23 protein-coding genes are annotated in these 25,785 nt (G+C 55.1%); 3 read left to right on the top strand and 20 right to left on the bottom strand.

The genetic code is table 11. From position 1 onward, the window contains the following. The first annotated feature begins 12 nt into the window (after positions 1–12). Positions 13–1,809, top strand: a complete 1,797-nt coding sequence (locus HY913_08360; GenBank protein MBI4963275.1) for an AAA family ATPase — start codon at positions 13–15, stop codon at positions 1,807–1,809. Positions 1,810–1,935: 126 nt separating this feature from the next. Here the strand turns inward: HY913_08360 and HY913_08355 are convergent, their stop codons facing one another. The 6 genes from HY913_08355 to HY913_08330 form a co-directional block, all read right to left on the bottom strand. Further along, on the bottom strand, positions 1,936–3,348 hold the full coding sequence (locus HY913_08355; protein MBI4963274.1) for a hypothetical protein: 1,413 nt from the start codon (positions 3,346–3,348) through the stop codon (positions 1,936–1,938). Between the two features lie 235 nt (positions 3,349–3,583). Then, entirely contained in the window at positions 3,584–3,844 is a 261-nt protein-coding gene (locus HY913_08350) for a hypothetical protein (protein ID MBI4963273.1), read from the bottom strand. A 177-nt stretch (positions 3,845–4,021) separates the two neighbouring features. Further along, positions 4,022–4,531, bottom strand: a complete 510-nt coding sequence (locus HY913_08345; protein MBI4963272.1) for a 2-oxoacid:acceptor oxidoreductase family protein — start codon at positions 4,529–4,531, stop codon at positions 4,022–4,024. Positions 4,532–4,533: 2 nt separating this feature from the next. Further along, positions 4,534–6,360: a 4Fe-4S binding protein gene (locus HY913_08340; GenBank protein MBI4963271.1), complete on the bottom strand. Its 1,827-nt coding sequence runs from the start codon at positions 6,358–6,360 to the stop codon at positions 4,534–4,536. A 669-nt stretch (positions 6,361–7,029) separates the two neighbouring features. Then, on the bottom strand, positions 7,030–7,464 hold the full coding sequence (locus HY913_08335; GenBank protein ID MBI4963270.1) for a hypothetical protein: 435 nt from the start codon (positions 7,462–7,464) through the stop codon (positions 7,030–7,032). Positions 7,465–7,511: 47 nt separating this feature from the next. Beyond that, positions 7,512–8,297, bottom strand: a complete 786-nt coding sequence (locus HY913_08330; protein MBI4963269.1) for an alpha/beta hydrolase — start codon at positions 8,295–8,297, stop codon at positions 7,512–7,514. Between the two features lie 117 nt (positions 8,298–8,414). On the opposite strand from HY913_08330, the gene HY913_08325 reads away from it, so the two are divergent. Next, the gene (locus tag HY913_08325) at positions 8,415–8,963 is read left to right on the top strand and encodes a hypothetical protein (protein MBI4963268.1); all 549 of its coding nucleotides are present in this window, start codon (positions 8,415–8,417) and stop codon (positions 8,961–8,963) included. A gap of 84 nt (positions 8,964–9,047) precedes the next feature. Then, positions 9,048–9,644, top strand: coding sequence for an NAD(P)H-dependent oxidoreductase (locus HY913_08320; GenBank protein MBI4963267.1), 597 nt, complete (start codon positions 9,048–9,050; stop codon positions 9,642–9,644). A 175-nt stretch (positions 9,645–9,819) separates the two neighbouring features. Here the strand turns inward: HY913_08320 and HY913_08315 are convergent, their stop codons facing one another. The 14 genes from HY913_08315 to HY913_08250 form a co-directional block, all read right to left on the bottom strand. Further along, the gene (locus tag HY913_08315) at positions 9,820–10,656 is read right to left on the bottom strand and encodes a 3-keto-5-aminohexanoate cleavage protein (GenBank protein MBI4963266.1); all 837 of its coding nucleotides are present in this window, start codon (positions 10,654–10,656) and stop codon (positions 9,820–9,822) included. A 109-nt stretch (positions 10,657–10,765) separates the two neighbouring features. After that, positions 10,766–11,743, bottom strand: a complete 978-nt coding sequence (locus HY913_08310) for a 3-hydroxyacyl-CoA dehydrogenase family protein (GenBank protein MBI4963265.1) — start codon at positions 11,741–11,743, stop codon at positions 10,766–10,768. Between the two features lie 402 nt (positions 11,744–12,145). Further along, positions 12,146–13,093 carry an amidohydrolase gene (locus HY913_08305; protein MBI4963264.1) on the bottom strand — a complete coding sequence of 316 codons (948 nt, stop codon included), beginning with the start codon at positions 13,091–13,093 and terminating at the stop codon, positions 12,146–12,148. Between the two features lie 12 nt (positions 13,094–13,105). Next, positions 13,106–14,848 carry a thiamine pyrophosphate-binding protein gene (locus tag HY913_08300; GenBank protein MBI4963263.1) on the bottom strand — a complete coding sequence of 581 codons (1,743 nt, stop codon included), beginning with the start codon at positions 14,846–14,848 and terminating at the stop codon, positions 13,106–13,108. 102 nt (positions 14,849–14,950) lie between these two features. Further along, positions 14,951–15,661 (bottom strand): ABC transporter ATP-binding protein, encoded by a 711-nt coding sequence (locus tag HY913_08295; GenBank protein MBI4963262.1) that lies wholly within the window; start codon positions 15,659–15,661, stop codon positions 14,951–14,953. After that, positions 15,639–17,468: a branched-chain amino acid ABC transporter ATP-binding protein/permease gene (locus tag HY913_08290; protein ID MBI4963261.1), complete on the bottom strand. Its 1,830-nt coding sequence runs from the start codon at positions 17,466–17,468 to the stop codon at positions 15,639–15,641. Before HY913_08290 ends, HY913_08295 begins: the two co-directional genes overlap by 23 nt. Then, positions 17,468–18,349 (bottom strand): branched-chain amino acid ABC transporter permease, encoded by an 882-nt coding sequence (locus HY913_08285; protein ID MBI4963260.1) that lies wholly within the window; start codon positions 18,347–18,349, stop codon positions 17,468–17,470. The genes HY913_08290 and HY913_08285 overlap by 1 nt, the downstream gene beginning before the upstream one ends. Positions 18,350–18,428: 79 nt before the next feature. Then, complete coding sequence (locus HY913_08280) at positions 18,429–19,664, bottom strand: ABC transporter substrate-binding protein (protein MBI4963259.1); 1,236 nt, start codon at positions 19,662–19,664, stop codon at positions 18,429–18,431. A gap of 139 nt (positions 19,665–19,803) precedes the next feature. Continuing rightward, positions 19,804–21,408: an AMP-binding protein gene (locus tag HY913_08275; protein MBI4963258.1), complete on the bottom strand. Its 1,605-nt coding sequence runs from the start codon at positions 21,406–21,408 to the stop codon at positions 19,804–19,806. Then, complete coding sequence (gene mce, locus HY913_08270; GenBank protein MBI4963257.1) at positions 21,401–21,823, bottom strand: methylmalonyl-CoA epimerase; 423 nt, start codon at positions 21,821–21,823, stop codon at positions 21,401–21,403. The genes HY913_08275 and mce overlap by 8 nt, the downstream gene beginning before the upstream one ends. Then, a complete protein-coding gene (locus HY913_08265) occupies positions 21,823–22,230 on the bottom strand; it encodes a cobalamin B12-binding domain-containing protein (protein MBI4963256.1) in 408 nt (135 codons plus the stop codon). Before HY913_08265 ends, mce begins: the two co-directional genes overlap by 1 nt. A gap of 36 nt (positions 22,231–22,266) precedes the next feature. Then, entirely contained in the window at positions 22,267–23,940 is a 1,674-nt protein-coding gene (locus HY913_08260) for a methylmalonyl-CoA mutase (protein MBI4963255.1), read from the bottom strand. A gap of 34 nt (positions 23,941–23,974) precedes the next feature. Continuing rightward, a complete protein-coding gene (locus tag HY913_08255) occupies positions 23,975–24,748 on the bottom strand; it encodes an SDR family oxidoreductase (GenBank protein ID MBI4963254.1) in 774 nt (257 codons plus the stop codon). Positions 24,749–24,768: 20 nt separating this feature from the next. Further along, positions 24,769–25,734, bottom strand: coding sequence for a tripartite tricarboxylate transporter substrate binding protein (locus HY913_08250; protein ID MBI4963253.1), 966 nt, complete (start codon positions 25,732–25,734; stop codon positions 24,769–24,771). Positions 25,735–25,785 lie beyond the last annotated feature (51 nt).

Genomic DNA, 25,785 nt, shown 5'->3' with positions numbered 1-25,785 from the left:
GAGGCTTGAACCATGGACAAGAAAGATGACGTTCAGGGAACCAATTTCCCCGACCCCAAAGAGGTCGAGAAAGAAATAAACGAATTCCTCGCGAGCAAGTACGGAAATCGTATTAGGGTGATGGGGACCCAGATCGGTCCCTGGCCTGGTGCGGAAGAAACGGGCGAAGGACATACTATCAAGACTGATGTGGGACCTTCTCCAATTCGTTTCGATATGAAACCGGCCGAACTCCACGAGTACCTGGATCGTTTCGTGATTCGCCAGGACGCGGCCAAGGAAATTCTCGCCACCAAGATGTGCACTCATTTCAACCGGATTCGATATTACCAGGAAAAGGGTGAGGGTGAGGACCGCGAAGGACTGGGGAGGATCAAAAACAACATTATCCTGATCGGTCCCACTGGTGTGGGCAAGACGTATCTTATCAAGCTGATTGCCCGCAAATTGGGGGTCCCCTTTGTCAAAGGCGATGCCACCAAATTCAGTGAGACCGGGTACGTTGGAGGTGATGTCGAGGACCTGGTGAGAGACTTGGTCCAGGAGGCCGATGGAGACATTGAAAAGGCCCGCTACGGCATCATCTACATAGACGAAATAGACAAGATAGCGTCTTCCGGCAACATCATCGGCCTGGATGTTTCGCGATCAGGGGTGCAGCGCAATCTTCTGAAACCCATGGAAGAAACGGAGGTTGACCTTAAAGTCGCTCACGACCCGGTGTCGCTCATGGAGGCCGCAGCGCATTTTCAAAAGACCGGTAAACGGCTGAAACGGACTATAAACACTCGAGATATACTGTTTATAGTTTCAGGGGCTTTCAACGGGCTCGACGAGATCGTTTCCAAGAGGCTGACTCGAAAAGGATTGGGCTTTGGGGCGACTCTGAAAGGGAAAGAAGACAGAGGTGATTTGTTCCGCGAAGTGAAGGCTGAGGACCTCATCGAGTACGGTTTTGAATCCGAATTCGTGGGGCGCCTCCCGGTCATCGCTGTTTTGGAGGACTTGGACGAGGGAGATCTGTACCAGATTCTTCAGAATAGGTACTCATCCGTTGTGACGGCCAAGAAGCAGGATTTCAAGTCCTACGGCATTGACATTCGGTTCGCTGACGGAGCCTTGAGGCAGATGGCCGCGCTGGCTCACAAAGAAAAGACAGGAGCTAGAGCGCTTATAAGCGTGATGGAAAAAATCCTTGTCGGGTTTGAGCGAACCCTTCCATCGACTCCGGTAAAACAGTTCGCTGTTACCGATGAGTTGGTGGAAAAACCCAGATTGATTCTGCAGGAGATTCTGGAGGACGAATCGCATCCATTGCGATGCGAGGTTTTCGACGGGATTGATTCCCAGGAGCGAGCGGAATTGCTGGAGGAGCTTGAACGCCGCGGCCCGGAACTCGCGAAAACTTACGGCCGGGCTCTGACTGGCGCCGCGCTGGAAGCTGTTGTAGACGCTTCGGTATCTCAAGGGATAGCCCCCGAAACCATGTATAGGCGTTACACAAGAGTTGAAAGCCAAATCCATGATTTTGAGAAAGAATTCGAAGGCCTTTATGGGCTGAGGATTCGCTTTGCCGATGACGCTCTCCACGAATTGATCCGGCGGGTGCTCAACGGTTCAGAGGAAGCTCTCATTGTCTGCCGCAAGATTTTCCAGAATTATCACCACGGCCTCAAGTTGGTGATGGAACGCTCCGGTCAATACGAGTTCGTCATTCCAAAGAGCGCCATCGAGAACCCTGAACGCTTCCTGAACGAAATGATTCAACTCACCTACCGACAGCAAGACGCTGAGCAAAAGTCACGATAACCGCGTTAGGCGAACCTCGTCACCCGAGTGATGGGGCGCGCCTACTTGCTGTACCTTGAACAGGATCCAAATAAAAAGTCCGGCCATAGGCCGGACTCACTTCACCATCCTATGTGACCGCTTTTCTTAGTCCGCATGATGTCTAGACTTGTCCCTGTCAATCATGCTGCGAGGGGACGGGCCGCTTGTGCTGGTGGTTGGCGGCGCGAAAATCTCCTTCAAGGTGGACCACAACCCGCCACCTTCAGGCTGTTGCTGCTGTTGCACCTGTATAGGGGTGGCTTGGCCGGATGGCTGAGAAGGCATGATTTGCAAAGGGGCTCCAGGGGCCGCTGCGGTAGCCGGGTAACCCTGGCCGGGAGCGGGGTAGGCTTGTCCGGGGGCAGCCGCGGCCTGCGGATATGCCTGCTGGGGCTGCATCGGTTGCGGGTACTGAGCAGGAGCAGGCTGGCCTTGTGCTTGAGGCATCGCCCTTGCCTGGTAACCGCCTGCGGGGGGGCCACTCTCACCGGAAACTCCCATTAACTCATAGTATCTTTGCTGGGCCGCTCGAAGGGCTTCGTATGATTCCGCTAGAGCTTTCTTGTGGTATTCCTCACGTAACTCCGCCTGTCGCCGCTCCTGTTCGACCGCTTTTTGCTGCGCAGTTTGAAGCATTTGCTGGGCCTGCTGAAGTTCCTGAGAAGCGGCCTGCTGCTGTGCAGCCAGTTCCGCCGCGCGCTGACGCGCGACTGCTCGCTCGTAAGCCTTTTGCTGAGCGGACCTGACCATCGGGTCCGAACTCAAGGGGTCTTGGCCTGCCGCCTGCTGTGGTTGAGCAGCTTGCGGTTGCATCTGGCCGTAGGCCTGCTGTTGATAGCCTGCAGGGTAACCGCCTTGCTGCTGCTGGTAGCCAGGCTGGGCATATTGACCCTGCTGATAGGCCTGTTGCTGTGCATACGCCTGCTGTTGCTGCGCATAGGCCTGCTGTTGTGCGTACGCCTGCTGCTGTGCGATTTCCGCTGCCTGGCGCTTCGCGCTTACTCGTTTTTTCTTGCCTGTGGTTCCCTGGGGCGCTTGCATGGCCTGCGGGGGGGCTGCGGCAGGAGCCTGCTGATAGTAGGTTTGACCAGCCGGAGCCTGATAGCCCTGCGGAGCCTGAGGTGGCGCATACGCCTGTCCGCCTGGAGCTTGCCCGCCATAAGTCGAGTAATAGTCCGACGGATTGTAATACATACCGGCGGCTTGGTTGGTAGCCTGAGGCGACGTGGCCTCGCTGGAAGGGGAAGCCGGATAGTAGCTGGTCACCGGCATGGAACCGGGATAGCTGCCTGTTACGGATTGATAGCCTCCCTCTCGCTGCAGGTTGTCGAGGTAAGTCTGCCAGTACGGATAGTACACGCTCGGCTGACTGCCGAAGCTGCCTGTGGGGGTTTCCATTAAAGAAGATGCGTCGCTATTAGCGGAACCTCCCTGTACTGACCACTGCCCGGGAGCTGAACCCACCATCAGCGTCAATCCCGCGACAGTCACTATCAGCACCACCCATATCTTTCGCATGACGAATCTCCTTTCGGCACGTGCAATCCGGCAGGGGATTTGTTGTGCCGAGCACGCCTAGTCCGTGCTTATCTAATATGTTCTAGCTACAGCTATTCCTACCGCCTTGGACATTTCCACTCACATTATACCTTTTTTGCTAGCAAAATCAAGCTGAAAAAGCAGGCCTTTTCCCTCGAAGTTGCGTCTTCAGAGATAACTAGCCCTACTTCTTCCCAAATTACAGACAAACAACCTACTTGACTACTTTAAGCAGGTTTTTTGATGGCTTAGTGGGCTCCGGCGGTCTCGAACCCTTCACTTTTTCATTAAAGATCTTGTTCTTGACCCTTACCGAGTTAATCAGAAAGTACACCACTATGGACCGTTCCCAGTCTCGCGTAGGCGAAAACTCGGAAACTTTCTTTAGATACTTCTCCTGAAGTTGGGCCAGGGATGCCTCGTCGAAATCCAGAACACGATCCGCCAACCCGAGAAGTACGTCTTCAATCCCCACGGCGCCTCCTAAAAGAACCTTCAGTAAAGGGTAAGGTTTTTAGCCGGTCAGGTCAAGGGGAGAATGGCCACCTGCAACCTCCGCATGGCAATCCGCCCTTGCCTGAACGAGGTTTTACGTCTTCAGGCATGATGCGAGGAAAATGTGTCCCGCACATCTGATTTCACGATACAACCCCTATGCCGCCGCGTCTACTCCGGCTTGCAGCGCTCTCAGATTAAGAGACCGAACCTGTTCTCTCGGTTCCTTGCTTAGCTGGCCGCGGATTTGCTCCACAGTCACAGGAAACCCTTCAAGAGTAGCCGCGTACCCGAGAAGCACAACGTTTTCAAGCTGAACTCGCCCCAGTTCCCTGGCCAGGCCGGCCGCGTCGATTCGCTTGATCCCGGGCTCTTCGGCCAGAGTTGAATTCTCCACGATCAAGCCGCCCGGCTTCAGGTAATGCTTGTTATTATCGGTTTCTGTGGCGTCCAAAGAAATCAGGAAGTCCGCGTGCCCCGCTCGGATCAGCGGAGAAAAGAACCCTCCGATCCTGAGGTGGCTGTTGATCGACCCCCCGCGCACCGCCATGCCGTGAGTTTCGGAGGACACCACATTCAGCCCTTTCGCAGATAGGACCTGTCCGATTTGCCGTGTCAGGAACACAATCCCCTGACCTCCTCTGCCGCACAAAATCAATTCAGCCATAGTCAGGCCCCTTTTGCCTTGATAGCCTGTGAAGGACATACTTGTACGCAGAACCCGCATCCTGCACAGAGGTCTGCATCGATCTCCATTCTTTTTTCGCTCTTCACGTAATGAAACGCAGGGCATTCAAGGTCTCTGAGGCAGCTCATGCAGAGGTCACAGGCTTCGCCGATCTCGAATCTGTCGGAAGGCAGCTCAACTTTAGGGGCCCGCACACACGGGCGGCGGGTTATGACAACTGCAACGCCTTTATCATCATCAAACGCGTAGCTCCTGGCCTTCTCCAGAATCTGCTTCATCCCTTCGGCGTCATACGGATCTGCGATTTCCAGGAAGTCGACGCCGCAACCTCGAACCAGCCGCTCCATGTCAACGGCGACTCCCGGCGATCCGTCGGCCAAGAAATCCTGCGCAGGGGTAGGCTGGCCGCCGGTCATCGCGGTGATGTTGTTGTCCATGATGACCAGGACAAATCGCGCCCGCGTATGGACGGCATTGACCAGAGCCGGAACGCCCGCGTGGTAAAACGTCGAATCACCGATGGTAGCCACAACCCTTGTCTGTCCCTCGGTGAACGGCGCCCTGGACATACCGCCTGCCATGCCTATGGAAGCCCCCATACAGAGGCACGTATCCACAGCGCCCATATTTATTCCCAGTGTGTAGCAACCGATATCTCCGGTATAAACAGCCTGGTCGAACACCTGGCGCATCGTGTAGAACGCGGGCCTGTGCGGACAGCCGGGACACAGGGAAGGGCGCCTTGGCTTGACAACAGGGGCTTCCCGCAGGACAGGTTCCTTCCCGCAAACCCGGAGAACAATCTCTTCCACAAGCTCGGGCAGGAGTTCGCCCTGCGAAGGCACATCGCCCGAAAGCCTACCCGTGACCTTTCGCCTATCCTTTATCTGCAATTCCAAAACGGGGTAGGTTTCTTCCACCACGAGGGTCCGTTCATGCTCGTCCACTATTTTTTGAAGCGCGTCCCGATTTGCAGGGAAGGGCAGGTCGACCTTGTACACGTCTATGCCTTGGAGTCGTTCGTCAGAGGCTACTATGTCGCGAACATGCGAGGATACCGATCCTGAGGTAACCAGCGCGATGGAGTTGCCCGCTCCCTCATTAAGGAGGACAGGACTAGCTGCGGGTTCTTCTCGTTCAATTCGTGCCAGCTTCTCGTTCAATTCCCCGTGAAGCTTCAGCCTGTATTTCGGTATGGCGGCCCAACGAGTCCAGTCCTTCTTGAACGGGCCCACGTATGCCGCCGGCCGCGGAGTATTCAGAGAGACGTTTTGCCGAGCATGGCACACCCTTAAACACGGCCTCAACAGAACCGGCACCTGGTACTTCTCCGAGAGTTCGAAGGCCCGCAGGGTCATTTCCAGGGCCTCCGCGGGAGTTCCAGGGTCCAAAACCGGAACTTTGGCGAACCATGCGAAAAATCGGCTGTCCTGTTCCGTCTGGCTGGAATGAGGCCCTGGATCGTCCGCCACCACCACGACCAATCCGCCTCGAATCCCCAGGTAAGCTGCGCTCAGAAACGGGTCCGACGCGACGTTGAGCCCGACCATTTTCATGGCAGCAGCAGCGCGTACTCCGCCAAGAGAAGCGCCGTAAGCAACCTCGAACGCTACCTTCTCGTTTACGGACCACTCCACGTAAATAGGATGGTTAAGCTCTTTTTTCCAGCGGACGAGGGATTCAAGGACTTCGGACGACGGAGTACCGGGATAAGCTGCTGCCACGGTGCAGCCGGCTTCGACAATACCCCGCCCGATGGCCTCATTCCCCATGAGGAACCTGACATCGGGATTATTTTGTTGTGTCATGGTTTTTTCTTACCTTAGGGGTCAAAAACTGTCAATCGGTGGATCGGTGACAAGATCGCACGACAAGGACCTTCCGGGATTCGAAGCGTCCGCGCGTAGTGACCTGTTTAAGGAAGTCTTCTACCGATCGGAATGGTTCACTATGCAAATAATGCTTCACTTTCGCGGAAATCATAGCGCCGACCACATGGTATCCGTGCTTGTTTCTCATCGCCTGCTCCTGTAGGGGCGACCGGTGGTCGCCCTAATACGGGCGCACGCCATGCGCGCCGTACAGGAATTGGAGATGCAGCTCTGGATGATGACCAGCTAGCAGCCTCTTATTTGCCAAGTGCATGATTCAGTTACCGATTTGCCTTCAAAGAAGTGACTTCAGCAATGGCCGGCAGGGACGCCGGCCGCTACCATAATGTGGTGGCGGTCCTGCGGGACGCGGGAAGCCCGCCATGTTCACTGGTACGAAAGCGCATTGGTATTGTTCCTGTAGCGCCGGCATCTTGCCGGTTGCCTTCGAGACGTTTTCATAGGAATTCTGGAATGTTAGCAGGGATTGATTCCCGGGTGCCACGGACCTGGGCTTTGCCAGGTCCGTGTGTGATTCAACGGGATATTCATTGTTTGACCGCGCATTGGTCTAAGCTGGGTTTCAAGACAGCCGTTGCGCGAAATTCAATGCCTTGCACTATGACTTGACCCCTTTTCATCGAGAAGGACCAGCCAACCCGCAGTGCAGAGGCCCCACACAATATTGAACAAAATAACGAACAGCGGCATCAGGGTGCCCAGTTCCAAACCCAGCCATCCTTTTCCGAGCTTGAAAGGAAAAACCACCAGCAATTGCACAGCCGTCGGCCCCAGGCTGTAGATGATACCCCGCGCCACCACCGAACCTTTGAGAAAGGGCAAGAGGAACAGGAATCCCCACAGGCCTCCCCACACAAGGCGAGGATACAGAAAACCCGCGGTCAATGCAGGAGCTGATTGGACGCCGAGAGCGGCCGTGATCCCCAAAATACCGAAAAGCCACGCGGCCAGGCTGTTGGCCAGAGCGCCCACACTACCTGCGGCATAGGTCAACGACACGTCTTTCAGAAAATCCTTCATTACACCCCCCTCGTGAAAAGGGTTGCCTCGGTAACCCATGATACGGTTCAAACAGCCTCAGCAGGCAAAGATTCAATGAAACTTCTTATCTTGTCAAAATATTCTCGCCCGCCTACAAAATAAGTATCATTATGTCCGGCCCCTGCAATGGTGACGAATTCCTTCGAGGCTGTTGCCGCGTTGAAGAGTTCACGCCCCAGGTCAATAGGGACTATCGTGTCGAGGTCTCCGTGGAAAAAGAGAATCGAGGCCTTTACGCGGGGGATCTTCTCCAACGCATTCAGCCTGTTTTGAAGGAGCTTCCCCGGAACGGGCAACGGAAAATGCACCGCGGCCATCGCGGCCATGTGCGTGAAGGTTGATTCAAGTATAAGGCCGGGAGCGTTATGTTGAGCGCCCAGATGGACCGCTGCGATGCCGCCGAGCGATCTGCCGAATATGACGAGTTTGAGGTGCCCCCGGTTCACGTACTTCCGAGCTTCGCGGTAAGCAGCCTCGGCATCAAGATAAAAGCCGGCTTCGGTTATTCGGCCGCTGCTCTGCCCGTACCCGCGATAATCAAAAATGAACACGCTGATCCCAATATCGTGTAACCGGCGAATATTGTCCACGCGATGGGACACGTTCCCTGCATTGCCGTGGCAGAACAGCATAAGAGGCGAGTTCTCTTCCGAGGGAACCAGCCAGCCGTGGAGGCGAATGCCGTCGGTTGTTACAAACCAAACGTCCTCATAATCGAGCTGCACCTCTGCGGGCGTGCAGATCAGAAACGGGTCGGGAAAGAATATCTGACTTTCTATGAATCGGTTCAACATGTCGCCGGTGAGGTTCATTTTAAATCTCGCTCTCGACCCTGTTGACGGCAATAGGTATAATTCGATCCGAGCTGCGCCATGATATCTGATTAGGGACCGGCTCTCAACCGTTTACAGCGCTCCGAGAGGCGAAAGATGAAATATTCCGACCCGAACAGAGTGATCTTTCGAGAGATCCAAGAGTTTCGGCAGCCCTATGTATGGGTCATTATGATTGCAGTTCTTGCCGTGACCGTTGCTACCTGCGGATGGGCCGCCGTGATGGTGCTCAAGACCCCGGCGCCGTCCGGGGCAGGAAGGTCTCAGGGTGTGGCTCTGTTGGCCCTGGCAGCTGGTGTTCTGGTAATGGGAGGCACAGCCTATCTTTTGTACGCTATGAAATTGATAACGGAAGTTAGAGAGGACGGTCTGTACATTCGATTCTACCCGCTGCACTTTTCCTTCAAGAGGATACCGCTGGAGAAGGTAAGGAGATTTACTGTCGTAACGTACCGGCCTATTCTTGAATACGGCGGGTGGGGCATAAGATACGGCTGGCATGGCAACGCTTATAACGTCAGCGGCAACAGAGGCGTGAAGCTCGAGTTAATCAAGGGCAGGCATCTGCTTGTAGGTTCGCGGAAACCTGAGGAACTCGCACACGCGCTTGAAGGGATTATGCCTGAGTCCCACAGAGGTCTATAGTCTGGGCTTCTGCCAGGCAGGGTAACAGGTGCGAAACACCGGCGGTTCAGGCTTTGGGTCCTACCGCGGAGAGGACTGATACTTATGAACATTCTGGTCATCTATGCACATCCCGGTGAAACAAGCTTCAACAAGGCTATTGCAGACACGGTTGTCCGGACCTTGCGAAGCAACCGGCATGAGGTCATATTTCATGATCTCTATAAGGAAGCCTTTGATCCGATCCTGTTGGAAGGCGAGACCCCGAAAGGTGCTTCTCTGGACCAGGCAATCGAGAAACACTGTGCAGAACTCTCCGCCGCGGAAGGCATCGCGATCGTTCATCCCAACTGGTGGGGGCAACCGCCTGCCATTCTGAAAGGATGGGTCGACAGGGTTTTTCGACCGGGAGTGGCCTATGAATTCCAGGAGGGAGACGCTGGAGAAGGAATTCCTGTCGGATTGCTAAAAGCCAAGGCAGCAATCGTATTGAATACCTCCAACACATCCATGAGCCGGGAGCTGGAAGCCTTCGGAGATCCGCTGGAAACTCTGTGGAAGAACTGCATCTTCGATCTTTGCGGAGTAAGGAACTTTCACCGGAGAATGTTTACCGTGATCGTCACCAGCACGCCGGAGCAGCGCGAAGATTGGCTGCGAGAAGTTGCGGACCTTATTGAAAAGCATTTCCCTGGAGACTGATACCGATTTGCAATGAAACTTGGAACATCGCAGCGAAGCGGGTGCCACTGCTGGCTTGCCCAGCAGTGCCTTCTCAGGAAATCCCGCGGCGGGACTGGATTCCTGCTTCCGCAGGAATGACGGAATGGGGTCCTATCGAATCGGACAAAACTTTTTTGGCGCCTGGTATGGTATTTTAGCCGGGTTTTTTGATCCCGAGCATCTTCCGAGCCTGCGCGGGTGTGGCCACCTGTCTGCCAAGTCGCTCAGCCAGATCCGCGGCCATCTCCACAAAATGCGCATTGCTCTTGGCCAAGACGCCTCTTTTCAGATAGATGTTGTCTTCGAAGCCGACCCTAACGTTTCCCCCCAGGATCAGGGACATCGTAATCATGGGGAGCTGGGACTTCCCGGTCCCAAGAACACTCCATAGGGCATTAGCAGGCAGTTTGCTCTTCATGAAGAGGAGGTTTTCAGCAGAGGCTTCAATGCCCCACTGTACGCCCATGCACAACTGGAAATAAGGCGGCGGGTCGATCAGTCCCCGCCGAACAAGATCTGCCGCCTGCCAGATATGGCCTGTGTCGAAGACCTCTATCTCGGGTTTTACACCATTCTCCAGCATGCATTTTGCCGCGCTTTCCGACCATTCCGGCGGGTTGTTGAACACACGGTCGTGAAAATTCATCGATCCTAAATCCAGGGAGCAGATATCGGGTTTGAGAAATACGGGTTGAAGACGCTGCATGATCACATCCGACCCTGCCAGACGCAGTCCGCTGGTGGTGAGATTTACGATCATGTCGCACTTCTCGCGGATACGTTCCAATACCTCTCTGAAAAGCTCAACTTTGAACGCCGGTTCTCCTGTTTCCGGATCTCTGACGTGAATATGAGCTATCGCAGCTCCGGCCTTGCAGCTCTCTACCGCGGCATCCGCGATTTCTTTGGGTGTATAGGGTACGGCCGGATTCATTTCCTTTGTGGGAAAAGATCCGGTAACGGCAGCGGTTAGGATCACTGGATCTGCCATAGACTCTCCTGCAATTCTTCAGACGAGCTTATTGTTTACGAAATAGTGGGGCTGGCGTACGCAACAGGTGACGAAAACCTATTCCCCATGCCTCCACAAATTGGGTTGCTTAGTCAGAGGCCCACAACTCCTCCTCAATCTCTTGGAGCACTTCTCTCATGCGTAACAGCAACTTGTCTCGCCGTTCATAAATCTCTTGAAGTTCCTCTCCACCGTAATCATAAAAGCCCTTACCCGACTTTACGCCCAAATGCCCTTTTGACACGAGTTTCTTCAGCGCGGCAGGTGCGTTGTCCTCGGTCATCAAGCCTATGGAAGGATTGGAATATACCTTGAGGGCAAAATCCAGACCAGCAAAATCATAGCGGCGGACGACTCCAAGCACGGGAAGACGAATTCCCAGGCTGGCCAGCACCGCCCGGTCTATCTCTTCCGGTTTGGCGTAACCCTGGTCAATGAGATGGAAGATCTCGCGGCCCAAAGCCCGCTGAAGTCTGTTCACGATGAAGCCGGGGATGAATTTATCCAGCACGACCGGCTTCTGGCCCGCGGCCAACAACATGTCCCGCATGCGGTCGATGACTTCACCAAGGGTCGCCGGCCCCCGGACAAGCTCGACAAGCGGGATGAGATAAGGTGGTGCAAAGAAATGGCTGATCAGTAGCCGTGGCTGAAGTGACTCCGGGGCAAGTTCGAACACATTTAGGTAGGATGTGTTGCTGGCCACGATAGCGTCCGGCCTACAGAGGGTTTCAGCCTTGGCGTAGAAGGCCCTTTTTGCCTCCGGATCTTCAGAGATGGTTTCTATCACCACGTCCGCCTCTGATAGGGCCTCGATGCCGGTGCTTGGCCGTATCCGTTCCATGACCTCGGGGATAGACCTCTCGGGCATCTGCCCCGACTCCGAGAGCTTAAGAAGGTGGGATTGGATCAATGTGACGGCTTTATCAAGGATCTCTTGGCTCAGATCCATGATAATTGTCTCGTGTCCCGCTTTGGCCATCAGCAGGGCCAGCCCGTGCCCCATGGTTCCTGCTCCCGCCACCACTACCCTGAGGCCTTTGCCGGCCTCTGTCTGTTCGGTCAAAAGTAATCCCTCCAAAACCGTAGTTATTCATTTACTACAACTGGCTGCGGAACCTCTATGTCCCATTGTGGTGCAGTAGGGGCGCTTCGAGAAGCGCCCTGATTCCGGGCGGTTCACGAACCGCCCCTACAATAGGACAAAACATATTGTTGTCCCGTGTAGGTTTTGCAACCAGTTGTAGGGGAACGGACGGTGGGAGTCAATGCTCCTGAATTCAGCAGAATCCCGGCAATCCCCGACTTCAGCTCGACGAACCCCGGAATCCACGAAAATCTCTGGACCCCGGCCTCCGCCGGGGTGACGGATGCTTGATTTCGGCCTTACGTGAAAATCTAGTGCCGAGGCTTTCATGCTCCGTTGTGACTAACGTATCACGGAGGTTCGCCGGAACGACGGAGTATGTCAACTATTCCGGCTGTCAGCCTCCATCACTCTCAGGGCGTTTTGGTACAGGATTTTTTCTACCTCTTCGGAGGTGAATCGAATTCCAGCCGGGGCCTGTTCAGGCAAGCCCTTGATAATTTCCATATAGCTCTTGTTTTCCATGCCGTAAAGCCGAAATGCGGGGCCGTCCGTTGCAAAAAGAAATGCATGCGATCCCGCTATGTCCAGCATGTCTCGCAGATACCGGCAGAATAGTTCGTAAGAGCGGAACGCGAGCGGCTGCCATCCCGAGATGTCCGTCATCAGGTTCGCTTTCCTACTGATCATGAAACAGAGCTGCTGCCACCACCCGAAGGACACGTGCGCCGCAATGACGGTCAGATCGGGAAAATCGAGGGTCACGTCGTCGAGGTATATAGGATCGCAGAATTTGTTCCGGAACGGCGCAATGGTAGCCCCTGTGTGGACCAGGACCGGGACTCGCAGTTCCAAGGCCTTCTCGTAATAAGGGTAGACGATCCGCTCGTTTGGATAGTACCCAGAGGCGGGGTCGAGCTTGAGGCCTGTCATACCCCACTCCGTGACGGCCTTCTCAAAGAGAGCTACGCCGCCTTCCCGTTGCGGATCGATCCCGAAGTAGGCTTGTACCTTGGGTGAATGCTGTTTGACGATCTGACTGATAAGCCTGTTTTTTTCCTCGATGGAAGCCGGAGGCTCTCCGAGTTCGAGACCCAAATCCAACGGCATAATCTGCGTAACAGCGATACCCGACTCATCCATCTCGCGAACCAGCACGTCCCCGTTCGGATCGTCGAAGAGAACCGAGAACTCCCTCTGAACTTCTTCACGGGTGGGTGTCTGCCCAGCCCTTTCCTTGACTGCTAAGGTCCTTTCGGTCATGCCATCCCAGAACTTCTCCGGCAGCCAATCCCTGTTGAATAAATGCGCATGGAAATCAATAACCATAATTCCACCACCTTACTTGTAGTAGCAGTTTCTTGAACTCATTCGTGTAAAGCTCTTCTTGGCAAATGGCGAGAAGAGCTGTTCGTATATCTTTTCTTCCCGGCTGATCTGCACATCCAGGACATAGGGTCTATTCGATTCATAGGCCGACTTCAGAGCCTTTGTGAACTCACTCGGGCGGGTTATTCGCTTGCCCTCGCAGCCGAAGGACCTGGCGATCGCGGCATAGTCCGTGTCGTTGAACTCCGATCCGATCGGCCTCTCCCACTGGCCTTCGCGAACCATGCCCAACTGGGAGTCGTTCATCACCACAAAAACCACACCTAGGCCGTACTGTACCGCTGTGGCAAGGGCATGGATCTGCATGGAGAACCCACCGTCTCCTGCGACCGAAAGGACAGGGCGGTCGGGAAACAGCAGCTTTGCGGTAAGTGCCGCGGGAATTCCGAAACTCACTGAGAGCGTTCCGCCGGGGCTCCAGTAACATCCCGGCTTGGCGCTGTAGTAACGGAGCATCCAGAACCGGTTGTTGCCTCCGTCCGTGGTGACGATGGTGTCCTTGGGGCTGTGCTTCGAGATCTGTCCGGCCAGCCATTTTGGATGGATCGGCTCCGAGGGCTCCATTTCGAGAGTCGACTCAAAGTGATCCTGGTGCTTTAGCTTCTGCATCTTTTCGATCCACTGGCTGCGGTCAAAGCGAGAGAGGCCTTCCTTCCGAATCGCGGCCAGAAGCTGCAAAAGCATGCTTTTCGCGTCAGCCTGGATTCCCAGGGCCGCGGGGAAGGTCCAGTTGATGTTTGCCGGGTCGATGTCCACATGGACGATCTTCTGGCGGTCCGGATCGATCATCTTCGGGTCCTCGTAACACGTATCCGGTGGTTTCAGCCGTGACCCTACGATCAGGAGGAAATCCGCCTGGCTGACGATTCGGTTCGCGGCAGGTTGGCCGAAAGACCCGATGGTGCCGAATGATTGCGGCAGGTCTTCATCAAAGACCCCCTTCCCCATGCTGGTTGTGACCACCGGCAAGGAGAGAGCTGTTGCCAGGTCCCGCAGTTCATCATAAGCCTCCGCGACGTTGATCCCGTTCCCGGCTATGATCACAGGTTTTCGGGATGCCTTCAGAAGCTCCAGGGTTTTCGCTACTGCGGAATCGGAAGCCACCGCTTTCTCGGATACGCTGTACGCCTTGGGAGGGAACAGCCTTGGGAGGAACCCTTCGTCCGCGTCAGCGCAGATATTGGAAGACCTAACAACGACCGCACAGGGACCCGGCCTGCCCGTCACAGCGTGTTTGAGGGCTTGTTGAACAGCCTGTACGCAATCGTTCTGGGCCGTAGGGGCGGAAACGAATTTGCAGCACAGCTTGAGGACGCCCCGAGCATCCAGGGACCCGTATTCACCCGAGGTCGATTGAGGCACCCCGTGGGCGTGGAATACCCCGAAATCGGTAATGTCCGTTATGAGGACCATGGGTGCGCTTCCCAGAGCCGCTTCGTTAAGCCCGAATAGGGCCGTGGAAATCCCGTAAGGCCCCTGGCATATGACCACTCCGGGCTTGCCGGTCATGCGGCCGTAAGCGTTCGCCATACATGAGGCTGTCTGCTCGTTTCTCGTTACGATCACGCTGACCGAGTCTCTATAATCGTAAAAGGCATTGATGAATGGAATGGTTATGCCGCCCGGGTAGATGAATACATGGGTGATGCCTGCGTCCACAATGGACCTGGCGATCAGATCGGTTACCTTGCTCATTTGAGACGTCTTCCTTCGAGGTTTTGATTGGATGCAAAGCCTAAATTGTGGACGGATCACGGACCACATGTGCCTGGCCGCTCTTCCGCTTTCGAGCCCTTTTCAGAGGCCCAGATACGCCTTTCTGACCTTATCGCTCGCTAAGATCTCACCCGCATTTCCGGATAGAACCATCCGCCGGTTCTCCAGGACGAACCCCTGCACGGCGATCTCCAGCGAGGCCCTGACGTCCTGTTCCACAAGGAGGATGGTTGTGCCCGACCGATTTATGGAAGCGATGGCCCCAAATATCTCCTTGACGATAATGGGGGCAAGGCCCAGAGAGGGCTCGTCCATCATCAGAAGCCTGGGATCCGCCATAAGCCCGCGTCCTATGGCGAGCATCTGTTGTTCGCCTCCACTAAGGGTCCCGGCTGTCTGATCCGACCTTTTGGCCAGGAGAGGGAAGAGGTCCATGGCCCGTCCAAGGTTCTCACGTCTTTTACTTTTTGCTCTCCGGGTCATGGAACCCAACTCCAGGTTTTCCCTGACGCTCATGTGAGGAAAGACGTGCCGTCCCTCCGGGATTTGGATCAGGCCCAGCTCCACTCGCCGGTGACAGGGCAGGGCATTGATAACTTGGCCGTCAAAACAGATGCTTCCGGAATGACAGGCAACGAGCCCGGAGATGGCCTTGAGCATGGTTGACTTACCCGCACCGTTGGAACCGACAATGCTCGTGATCGCATGCTCTTCGGCCTCCATGGAGACTTCACTCAATGCCTCCATGTCACCGTAGCGCACCGTCACTTTATCCAGTCTTAATAAGCTCATAGCCGTCTCCCAGATATGCCTTGATCACGCGTTCATCCTTGATGACCTCCTGAGGCGTTCCTTCCATCACCTTCAGGCCCTCCGCCATGACCATGATCCGGTCCGAAAGGCTCATTACGGCCTGCATTACATGTTCTACGATTATCACGGTTATTCCGCAGTTCCGAACTCGGTTGATCAGTTCTATCGCTTCGTTGACCTCTGTGGGAGTGAGCCCGGCCATCACTTCGTCGAGTAAGAGAACATCCGGTCTGGTGGCCAGGGCCCGAGCCATTTCGAGCCGCTTCTTATCCGCCAAGGTCAGGGCGTTCCCCAGGGAATCCTTTTTCTCGGCCATACCTACGAAATCGAGAACGTCGTGCGCGAGTCTCACGGCCTCGGCCTTGATGCTACCCTTGCAAAAGGCGCCTACCAGGACATTCTCGAACACGGTGATGTTTTCGAAAGGTTTGACTAACTGAAAGGTCCGTCCAATCCCCATCCTGCAAACTAGATAGGGCCGGTTGATCCCGGATATGTCTCGGCCTTTGAACCTGACAACCCCTTTGTCCTGAGGAAAAACTGCGGACAGGACATTGAACAGGGTACTCTTCCCCGCGCCGTTGGGTCCTATAATGCCGAAAATTTGGCCCTGTTCGACCGAAAAGCTTATCTGATGCAATGCAAGCACACCGCCGAAGCGCTTGGCGACTCCTTCGGCCTCGATCACCGGAATGGAGGCGCTTGTGGGCATTCGGGTTGGGCGCAACCCCGCGGCTAAGTCATCCGCCTTTTTAGGCGCAGGGCTGCCTTCCACTGCCGCTTCTCCGCTTCCGAACTCCGGCAAGCGAGAGACGAGCCGCCGGTAGGGGGTCGTGAAGAAGGCCGTAATGCCATGGGGCATAAACATGACCACCCCAATCAGTGCGACTCCGTAGATCACGAAGTAAAGCCCCTGGTAGGCCCCGCCAATCCATCCTCTCAAGAACTCCTGGAGAGGGATCAACAGAAAGGCCCCGAGGGCCGGGCCTACCACCGTGCCCAATCCTCCGACCATGGAGATAAGAGCCAGATTGATGGATATATTCAAGGAAAACGCCGAGTGCGGTTCCAGGAAAAGCACATACTGAGCAAAAAGGCTTGCACCCAGCGCGGTCAGTCCTCCGCTGATAAGGAGAGCAGTGATCTTTGCTCTGCTGGTGCTGATGCCCAGGGATTCCGCTGCATTGTCGTCATCGCGGAGCGCAACGAGGTGATAACCGAGTTTGGAGCGCTGAATCCACCTGGAGACCCCGAGCACGAGCAACATGAAACCGAAGGCGACCAAGGCATAATTGGTCTTGGATTCAAAGGCAAGGTTCAGAAGCGAAGGCTTATACGGGATGGAAAGCCCCTCGGACCCGTCCGTTACCCCTCGAAAATAGACGGCAAGAAGCTGAAGGGCTTCGGCAATGGCGATAGTGGCCAGAGTGAAGAACGGCCCTTTGAGCCTGAAGCACGGAAAACCTATCACCAGGGCCAACACAAGGGCCAGGGCGATGCTTGCAAAGACTCCGATCAGGGGCGGGATACCGAGTTTTACAAACAAGAGGGCCGAGGTGTAGGCCCCGACTCCGAAGAAAGCGCTGTGACCTAGGGAGAGCTGGCCGCCAAACCCGCCGATGATGTTCCAGGCCCCCGAAAGCCCGGCAAACATGAAGACCATAAAGTACAGGTTCAGGTAAAACGAGTTTTCCGTCAGGAGCACCAAAACGGCCGTTGCCGCTAGGAGTGCCAAGGGCACATATACCTCGGGTTTTCCCAATGATCGGCCTCTGACAAGCGGCATTATTTCATCCCCATTTCTTCTGCGCCGACCATTCCCATCAATCCTGACGGCTTAACCAGCAAGACGATCAGGAAGATAATGAAGTAAACGACTTCTTTCAAAGAGGGGTCGATGTAATAACCGCTCAAAGAGTCGGTCACGCCGATGAGGATTCCTCCGATCAGGGCACCCATCATGTTGCCCATCCCGCCGAGGACAACCACCACGAAGGCCGTAAGAACGAAATAGACCCCTACGGACGGAAAGACATAGTAGACGGGCATGATCAGCCCGCCGGCAATGGCCACCAACGCACTTCCAATTCCAAAGGTGACCATATAAAGCCGATTCAGATTGATCCCCATCAACTGAGCGGCCATTCGGTCCTGGGCAATTGCCCGGATCTGTTTTCCCGTGTCCGTCTTCTGCAAGAAGAGGTAAAGCCCCACGGATACGACCAGCGCTGAAAAAAAGATGACCAGCCTGGCGTAACTAATAGCAATGCCTCCGAGCAGCAGGGTCTTCTTGGCAAAGGGCATATTGATGCTCTGATAATCGCCTGTGAAGAAAAACAGAGCCGAATTCAACAGAACAATAGATAAACCGACCGTTGCAAAGATCTGCATATACGAAGGGGCGTTCCTCAGCGGCCGTATGATGATCTGATCGGTTACGACACCTAGGACGAACATCAGAGGCACGTTGATTATCAGCGAAACATAGGGATTCAGACCGAGGAGGGAATAGCTGAAATAGGCCACATACATGGAAAGCATCAAAAACTCCCCATGTGCAAAGTTGATCACCCGCACGACACCGAAGATAAGGGTCAGGCCGATGCTGATAAGCGCATAAATGCCTCCCAGGAGAATGCCGTTCACTATGATTTGCAAGAGGATCATTTCGGTCGTTCCTCTCCTTCGGCTTCCGGTACAGGAGGCTTGCCCGACGGGAAGCCTCCTGCCGCTTTTCTCTCAACGCTTACTTCGATATCACCAGACTTTTTCCCTTAGATGATGCTGCTTCCGGAAAAACGATATAGAGGTTCCCATCCTGCCATTGGGTCACGAAGTAGTGAGCCAGCGTGTTCTGGCCCATGTTCGGGCTCTCCGGGGGAGCGAACTTGATTCCGTAGCCCAGAAGAGTGGCTTCTCCCGGTATGCTGGTTTCCCTGGCGGCCTTGACTATGGCGTCCGGATTGGTCGAGCCGGCCCTTTCGATGACATCCCAGAGCGCCATGGTGCCCATGTAGTTGATTACCGAGAAGACGCTGGTGGGATCCTTCTGGAAGGTCTTGACGTACAGAGCGGCAAGCTTGTCGATCCCCTTGGCATAATCCGGGTTGAGGTTATAGCCGGGGTAACCCACATTGCAGACCTTATTGTCGATGGCATTACCCAGGGCTTTTTGGTACCCGGGAAGGTTCATCCCGCCGCCCGAGCCGATGAACATCTTGACATCCAGACCTAGTTCCTGCGCCTGGCGAAAGAACAGAATGGCGTCGTTCTCGTAGGAGGATTCAAGGATCACGTCTGGAGCGGCCGCCTTGACTTTCATGACCAGGGAAGACAAATCGGTGGTCTTGTGATTGTACGATTCGTCTGCCACGAGCTTAACGCCCATCTCCTTCGCCAGATCCCTGATGCCTTGTGCGCAGGGAGTGCCGTACGCAGAGTCCTCATAGATGCTCGCAATGCGAATGGTGTCCTTTGTCTTGCCGATCTTCGGCGCAATTCCGTTCAGGGCAAACCGGAGCTGCTCACGTCCCAGGTCCGATCCCGTAGGACAAGTGCGGAAGACGTACTTCAGCCCTCTCTCCGTAATCTTGTCTCCCACGGCCCCCAGTTCCCAGAATACTACCTTGTGCTGGTCCGCCTTTGCGCTTGCGGCAAAGGCTATGGAGCTGGCAAAAGAGCCCAGGATGACCGGGACTTTCTCCACGGTGCATAACCTTTCCGTTTCCCCCACGGCGGCCGTCGGATCGACGGCATCGCCGTTTACAAACTCGATTTTTTTGCCAAGGAGTCCGCCCTTCTCGTTCTGAACTAGCCGGGCCAGTTCAGCACCTCTCCAACTTTCCAGGCCCAGGTTGGCAAGAGGACCGGTCCGTGAAAAGATGGTGCCAATTTTGATTACGTCCTCCGCGGGCAAGGTGTGCGGAAAGGCAAAGCCTATGGCGAAACAAACGGTGGCTGCAAAAACAAGGTATCTCTTCATGGGTTCCTCCTTTTAGATACCGCTAACATCGACTCACGAAAATACGTCGCATTAACCGGCTGGAATCAAGGCCGGGTCCCCCGACAATATCTTGTCCTTGTGCTCACCTCCTTCAATAACCTTTCGGCAGCATTAATTCTCACCGCTTGCCCGCTGCCGAGGCCGGCGGATTCAGTCGGTCGTAGCAGTCTTTGGTGAGATCGCCTTTTTCCTGCTTCAGGGCGTTCTTTTGTATCCTGCCGATGGCGCTTCTCGGGAAATCTTCACGGAATTCCATGTAACGGGGCACCTTGAAATCGGCCAGGTGATCGGCACACCAGGAGACGATCTCTTCGTACGAAGCCGTCTGCCCCTCGTTCAGCCGCACGTACGACTTGATCTCCTCTTCTCCGGCCCCCAGACCGGAGGAAACCCCAATGACCGCGGACTCTGCCACAGCCGAGTGTCTATTGATCACGGCCTCGATCTCCGTGGGTGAGATAAGCTCTCCTCTTCTCCGAAGGACCTCTTTTTCCCTTCCCACAAAAAAGAAGTACCCGTCCTGGTCCTGATAACCGATGTCCCCTGTATGGAACCATCCGTCCTTCATCGCGTCCTTCGTTTTTTGCTCGTCCTTGAAATATCCGATCAACAGGGCCGGGTTGCGAATAACGATCTCGCCTTGTCTTCCTCTTGAAAGTTCCGCTCCGTCGGGGTCCACGATCCTGACATCGTTCCTGATGTTCGGGTCGGGGTGCTCCATGGGGATTCCTATTCCGCCGGGCTTTCTCTCCATAGTGCCTTCTCGCGGACCCATGATGCCCATGACCGATTCGGACAGGGAATAGATCGTCTGGATCTTCAGGTTGAATCGTTTTTCGAAATCCCAATAGATTTCCGCTGGCACATTTCCGGCAACCAGGGTTCGGACGGGATTGTCCCAATCGTTTTCCATGCGGGGGCGATTCCAGACCCATGGAGTTACGGCCTGGACCAGGACAAGTTTGGTGGCCTGGTACTGCCGGGCCTGTTCGAGTATCTGCGAAGCACTGAAGCGCCTGAGAAGAACCAGGCTTGCACCCGCGGACAAGGCACCCATGGTTGCGTACGCCTGTGCGTTGGCATGAAAAAGGGGGTTGGACGTCATCACGCGGTCTTCTTCCGAGATGCCGACCGTGTATGCATAGGCCTGGCCGGTTAGTATCCAGTTTCCGTGAGAGTTGAGCACACCCTTGGGCTTGTCCGTTGTCCCGGAGGTATAGATGCAGACCGCGGGGTCTCTTTCAGAAATCGACACATGGTCCAGTTCGGCCGATTCAGAGAACATCTCCGAAAAACCGACCGCTGATTTGGGCACATGCTCTTTCCCGTCCACAACGATGTGCTTGATATTCGGGATATCCTTCGGGTCGATTCGGCCAAGGACCGGATAGTAATCCTCGTGGACAACCATGCCGACCGCTTCCGAATGCTGAAGGACATAAGCCAGTTCGTTCTCCTTGAAATTGGTATTGACGGGGACCTGTATTGCGCCGATTTTGTTGAGGGCCATCCAGGCGTAGAGAAACGCAGGCGAATTAGGCAGCATGAGCGCTACCATCCGGCCCTTTTTTATGCCCATTTTCCTAAAAGCGTTTGCCACGCGATTGACCGAGTCGTTGAAATCCCTGTAACTGATCTCCTCATTCTCGAAATAGAGAAAGACCTTGTTCGCGTATCTCTCCGCCTGCTTTTCCAGCAGCTCACGAACATTCAGCTCAGTCACCCGTGACCTCCCTTTTTCTTTCCACCAATTCGGTCAGAACATTTTGTGTAAAAGAGGGATCTATAAAGGCAATTCTCGAATCATCACCGCCGGGCCTGGGTTGTTCGTCTCTGAGCCGAGCCCCCGTTTCCTTCAACCTGCTAAGGGCCGCATCAATGTCCTTCACTCGAAAAGCGATATGGTGGAATCCTTCTCCTTGCTCCTGCAGGAACTTCCCGATGCGGCCGGCGCCTTCCTCGGTGGGCTCCAGCAGTTCGATCAGGACTTCTCCGAGGGGAATGAAGGCAATTCTCACATGAATATCCTCAAGAGTCTGTATTTTCAGGGGATGGAGGCCGTAAACCTCCTCGTACATTTTCAAGGCCTTTTCCAGACTGTGGACCGCGATGCCCATATGATCGATTTTTTCGAACATCAGGAGTCTCTCCTCTTTCGGATCTCTTCTTGTACAATTCTGACGATTTCGCTCATGGAAGAACCCGGACCGAATATCTCCACGATGCCGAGCCGTTTTAACTCCGCCACATCGTCCGGGGGGATGATGCCTCCGCCGAAAACCAGGATATCGCCGGCCTGCCTTTCCGTCAGAACACCGAGGACCCTTTTGAACATGGTTTCATGGGCGCCGGACAGGATACTGAGACCGATCGCATCCACATCTTCCTGCAAGGCGCTGTTGACAATTTGCTCAGGGGTCTGGCGCCTTCCCGTGTAGATGACTTCCATACCCGCGTCTCGTAGCGCTCTAGCCACAATCTTCGCGCCCCGGTCATGTCCGTCCAGACCTGGCTTGGCGATCAATATTCGCAGCCTGCGTTCCATCCGGCCTCCTCGTGAACCGAACCTTCAAAATGGACCTTAAAAAGCGGTCTCCTCGTACCCGCCATAGACCTTCCTGAAGACGTCGCAAATCTCACCGAGAGTGGCGTAGTTCTTGACAGCCTCTACGAGAATGGGCACCAGGTTGTCTTCACCCTCAGCCACGCGCTCGATCTCCTTCAGCAGGCCCTTGACCTTGCTGTTGTTCCGGTTTTCTCTTATTCTCTTCAGCTTGGAGTGCTGTTTCTCCGCAGTGTCGCGAGGTGGTTTGAAGACCTCGATAGGGGTCTCTTCCTTTTCCCGGTACTCATTGACGCCAACGATGACCCGCTCCCGGTTTTCTATCTCGTTTTGAAGCCTGTACGAGGCCTCGGCTATCTCCTCTTGGAAATAGTTTTGCTCTATGGCCTTTACAGAGCCCCCTCTCTGTTCGACTTCCGCAAGATAGCGGATTACTTCAGTCTCAATGCCCTTTGTAAGCGATTCCACATAATAGGAGCCGCCCAAGGGATCAATCGTGTCGGCCACGCCCGTCTCATGGGCTATGATCTGCTGAGTCCTCAACGCAACATTGACAGCTTGTTCCGACGGAGTGCAGTACGCCTCGTCCATGGAACACGGGAACAGAGACTGGCAGCCGCCGAGCACCCCGGCCAGGCACTCGATGGTGACTCGAACGATGTTGTTCATGGGCTGCTGCGCAGTCAGGCTGCTTCCCGCTGTGAAGTTCACCAGATTGAAGTTGAGAACCGATAGGTCTTGGATAGCGTATCTCTGTGCGAACAGGGTGGACCATAATCTTCTCAAGGCCCTGAACTTGGCGACCTCTTCGAAAAAATCCATGTTAACGCTCATGAACGCGGAGAGCTTGGGAAGCACCTTCTCCATGGCAAAGCCTTTTCGGTGGACGTGGTCCATGTACTCCATCGCATTGGCCAAGCTAAAAGCGATTTCCTGGATAGCCGTGGAACCGCTCTCCCGGATGTGATACCCACATATGGTCATGGGCAGCCAGTTCGGGTGATTTTCCGCGCAATAGGTGACCACGTCAGTGGCCATTCTCAGGGAAGGGCCTGGAGGGCACATGTAGGTGCCACGTGCTATGAACTCCTTCAGGACATCGTTCTGGATGCGGAGGATCGTGTCCTGCGTTGAGACCTTCTGTTTTTCCGCCAGCGCGATGAACATGGCCAGGCCGATCAATGCAACCGAATTGGCTACAAGGCTGATCTGCCGCGGCTTGTTGAGGGGGATGCCGCTGAAGAGGATCTCAAGGTCTTCGAGAGAATCGATTGCCACGCCTACCTTGCCCACTTCCCCTTCAGCAAGCGGATGGTCCGAGTCGATGCCAATCTGAGTGGGAAGGTCAAGAGCGATAGAGACGCCTGTCTGGCCCTTTTCCAACAGAAACCGATACCTCTTGTTCGCCTCCTCCGCATCCCCGAACCCGGCATACTGTTGGAATATCCAGAAATTGTCCCTGTATCCCGTTGCATCCTTTCCTCGGGTAAACGGGTACTGTCCCGGAAAACCGAGATCTTCCCGGTAGTCAAACCCGATATCCTCAAGATCCAGAGGCGTATAGACAGGCTTAATAGGCAGCCCCGATTGTGTCGCGAAGGCCTTCTTTCTTTCTCCTCGGCCTCTCAGGCCTTCCCGATAGGGACCTTCAAGCCATCGGTCTTGCGCCGCCTTCAGATCTCGTTTTCCCATACAATCTCCTTCCGGGATTCGTTTCCGATCGGGCTTATACGGAGAACAGCCCGCCGTTTACATCCAGCGTGAGGCCTGTAATGTAATTGGATTGCTCCGAACACAGAAACAGCACCGCGTCGGTCACTTCGGATATCTTTCCCAGCCGTTTGAGCGGGATCTTCTGCACGTACTGCCGTCTTTCGTCCTCGGTTTTGCGCTCGTACCACATCTTCTCCAGGCGAGGTCCGCTCAGTATGATCCCCGGGGCCACGGCATTGACGCAGATACCGTACGGCCCCAGTTCCTGCGCCACGTGCCTGGTAAAAGTTGAGATAGCGCCCTTGGAGGCCACGTACTGAACAGGAGTGAGTTCCCCTCCCACCCGGGCGGTTATCGAGCTGAGATTCACGATCTTGCCTGCCTGTTGCTTCTTCATCCAGGGCACGACCGCCTGAGTGCAAAGGAACGTCCCTTTCAGGTTCAGCGCAACGACCCGGTCCCAGTCCGCTTCGTCCACCTGGTCGATGGGGACCTTTGGGACCCCCATGCTACCCCCGGCATCGTTGATCAGGATGTCGATTCTGCCGAAGGCTTCCAAGCAACGTTCTGCCATCCGGATCACTTCGGCCTTGACGGTAACATCGGTTCTGTGAAAGAGGCATGCCGCTCCCCCGCTGCGTAGCTCCTCCGCTGTGGCTTCTCCGGAGGTCTCTTCGCAGTCTGCTACGAGGACTGAGCAGCCTTCGGCGGTCAGCGACGCGGCAAAGCTCTTTCCCAGGCCATTTGCACCGCCGGTCACAATTGCTGCCTTGCCTTGAAACCGCATGTCAATTCTCCCTCGAAGCTTTACTTCGGCGCGTAGATCCCGATCCCCAGGCTCTTAATGAACTCGCCCATGAACTTGTCCTGCGTGCGGATAAGTTCCGCGTCCTCTTCAGGGCCAAGGAAGTCGTTGGGCATATCGAATTTCAAACACACCTGCTTGAAAGCGTCGGTCTGGGCGGCTTTCCTGAAGGCTTCCGCCAGCTTCTTCACTATTTCCTGTGAAATACCGTGCGGTGCCCAGAGGCTAATTCCGGTGGTCACCTGGACGTCGATGCCTTTTTCCTTAGCGGTAGGAACATCCGGGAAACTCAGGAGCCGCTTGGGGTTCCAGGCAAGCAGCATCCGCATCTTGCCTGCGAGCACGTGGTCCTTGAACTCGGTCGTCTGCGAAACCGCGTCCACGTGGCCACCCAACACCGCCACGGCAGCCTCCACGCCTCCCTTGAACGGTACCATGGACCACTGGATGCCGTTCTTCTTGGCAACGAACTCCATTCCCAGGTGCTGTCCCGTGCCGACGCCGGCCGTGGAGTACTTGATCTTGCGAGGGTTCTTCTTGGCGTAATCGACGAACTCTTCCCAGGTCTCCCACGGCGAGTCCGCTCGGACCGCCAAGCCGTACTGGTACTGGGAATACTCACAGATCGGGACAAGGTCCGACGCCTTGAAGGGCGACTCCTGAATGTGGGGTATTCGGTAGACATTTGCCGTGGGAGCGGCTGCGAGCACATAGCCGTCCGGCTTCTGGTTCTTGATCTTCCCGAGAACCAGGTTTCCTGCGGCCCCGGGTGTGTTGTTGCAGATGATGGTCTGCCCCAGGAATTTTCCCGCTTCGGTGGCAAGGGCGCGGGTTACGAGGTCAGTAGAGCCGCCCGCGGGATAACCGATCTCGATGGTGATCGGCTTGGCCGGATAGTCGGCCGCCCAGCTCATGGACACAAAGGCGATCAACCCTAGTAGTCCGGCTATGATCAGAACACGTTTCATCTATTGCCTCCTTTCGCGTTTATGCAGTTGAGATTCATGGGTTCACGATCG

This window comes from Desulfomonile tiedjei (assembly GCA_016212925.1).
Classification (GTDB): Bacteria; Desulfobacterota; Desulfomonilia; order Desulfomonilales; family Desulfomonilaceae; genus JACRDF01.
Note: the sequence above shows the minus strand (reverse complement) of the source record. Positions and strands in the feature narration are given on the sequence as shown.

What these genes read in the sequence shown, in the direction of transcription:
- HY913_08360 (MBI4963275.1), top strand. Translation starts at nt 13, where the DNA reads ATGGACAAGAAAGATGACGTTCAGGGAACCAATTTCCCCGACCCCAAA.
- HY913_08355 (MBI4963274.1), bottom strand. Translation starts at nt 3,348, where the DNA reads ATGCGAAAGATATGGGTGGTGCTGATAGTGACTGTCGCGGGATTGACG.
- HY913_08345 (MBI4963272.1), bottom strand. Translation starts at nt 4,531, where the DNA reads ATGGCTGAATTGATTTTGTGCGGCAGAGGAGGTCAGGGGATTGTGTTC.
- HY913_08340 (MBI4963271.1), bottom strand. Translation starts at nt 6,360, where the DNA reads ATGACACAACAAAATAATCCCGATGTCAGGTTCCTCATGGGGAATGAG.
- HY913_08335 (MBI4963270.1), bottom strand. Translation starts at nt 7,464, where the DNA reads ATGAAGGATTTTCTGAAAGACGTGTCGTTGACCTATGCCGCAGGTAGT.
- HY913_08330 (MBI4963269.1), bottom strand. Translation starts at nt 8,297, where the DNA reads ATGAACCTCACCGGCGACATGTTGAACCGATTCATAGAAAGTCAGATA.
- HY913_08325 (MBI4963268.1), top strand. Translation starts at nt 8,415, where the DNA reads ATGAAATATTCCGACCCGAACAGAGTGATCTTTCGAGAGATCCAAGAG.
- HY913_08320 (MBI4963267.1), top strand. Translation starts at nt 9,048, where the DNA reads ATGAACATTCTGGTCATCTATGCACATCCCGGTGAAACAAGCTTCAAC.
- HY913_08315 (MBI4963266.1), bottom strand. Translation starts at nt 10,656, where the DNA reads ATGGCAGATCCAGTGATCCTAACCGCTGCCGTTACCGGATCTTTTCCC.
- HY913_08305 (MBI4963264.1), bottom strand. Translation starts at nt 13,093, where the DNA reads ATGGTTATTGATTTCCATGCGCATTTATTCAACAGGGATTGGCTGCCG.
- HY913_08300 (MBI4963263.1), bottom strand. Translation starts at nt 14,848, where the DNA reads ATGAGCAAGGTAACCGATCTGATCGCCAGGTCCATTGTGGACGCAGGC.
- HY913_08295 (MBI4963262.1), bottom strand. Translation starts at nt 15,661, where the DNA reads ATGAGCTTATTAAGACTGGATAAAGTGACGGTGCGCTACGGTGACATG.
- HY913_08290 (MBI4963261.1), bottom strand. Translation starts at nt 17,468, where the DNA reads ATGCCGCTTGTCAGAGGCCGATCATTGGGAAAACCCGAGGTATATGTG.
- HY913_08285 (MBI4963260.1), bottom strand. Translation starts at nt 18,349, where the DNA reads ATGATCCTCTTGCAAATCATAGTGAACGGCATTCTCCTGGGAGGCATT.
- HY913_08280 (MBI4963259.1), bottom strand. Translation starts at nt 19,664, where the DNA reads ATGAAGAGATACCTTGTTTTTGCAGCCACCGTTTGTTTCGCCATAGGC.
- mce (MBI4963257.1), bottom strand. Translation starts at nt 21,823, where the DNA reads ATGTTCGAAAAAATCGATCATATGGGCATCGCGGTCCACAGTCTGGAA.
- HY913_08265 (MBI4963256.1), bottom strand. Translation starts at nt 22,230, where the DNA reads ATGGAACGCAGGCTGCGAATATTGATCGCCAAGCCAGGTCTGGACGGA.
- HY913_08260 (MBI4963255.1), bottom strand. Translation starts at nt 23,940, where the DNA reads ATGGGAAAACGAGATCTGAAGGCGGCGCAAGACCGATGGCTTGAAGGT.
- HY913_08255 (MBI4963254.1), bottom strand. Translation starts at nt 24,748, where the DNA reads ATGCGGTTTCAAGGCAAGGCAGCAATTGTGACCGGCGGTGCAAATGGC.
- HY913_08250 (MBI4963253.1), bottom strand. Translation starts at nt 25,734, where the DNA reads ATGAAACGTGTTCTGATCATAGCCGGACTACTAGGGTTGATCGCCTTT.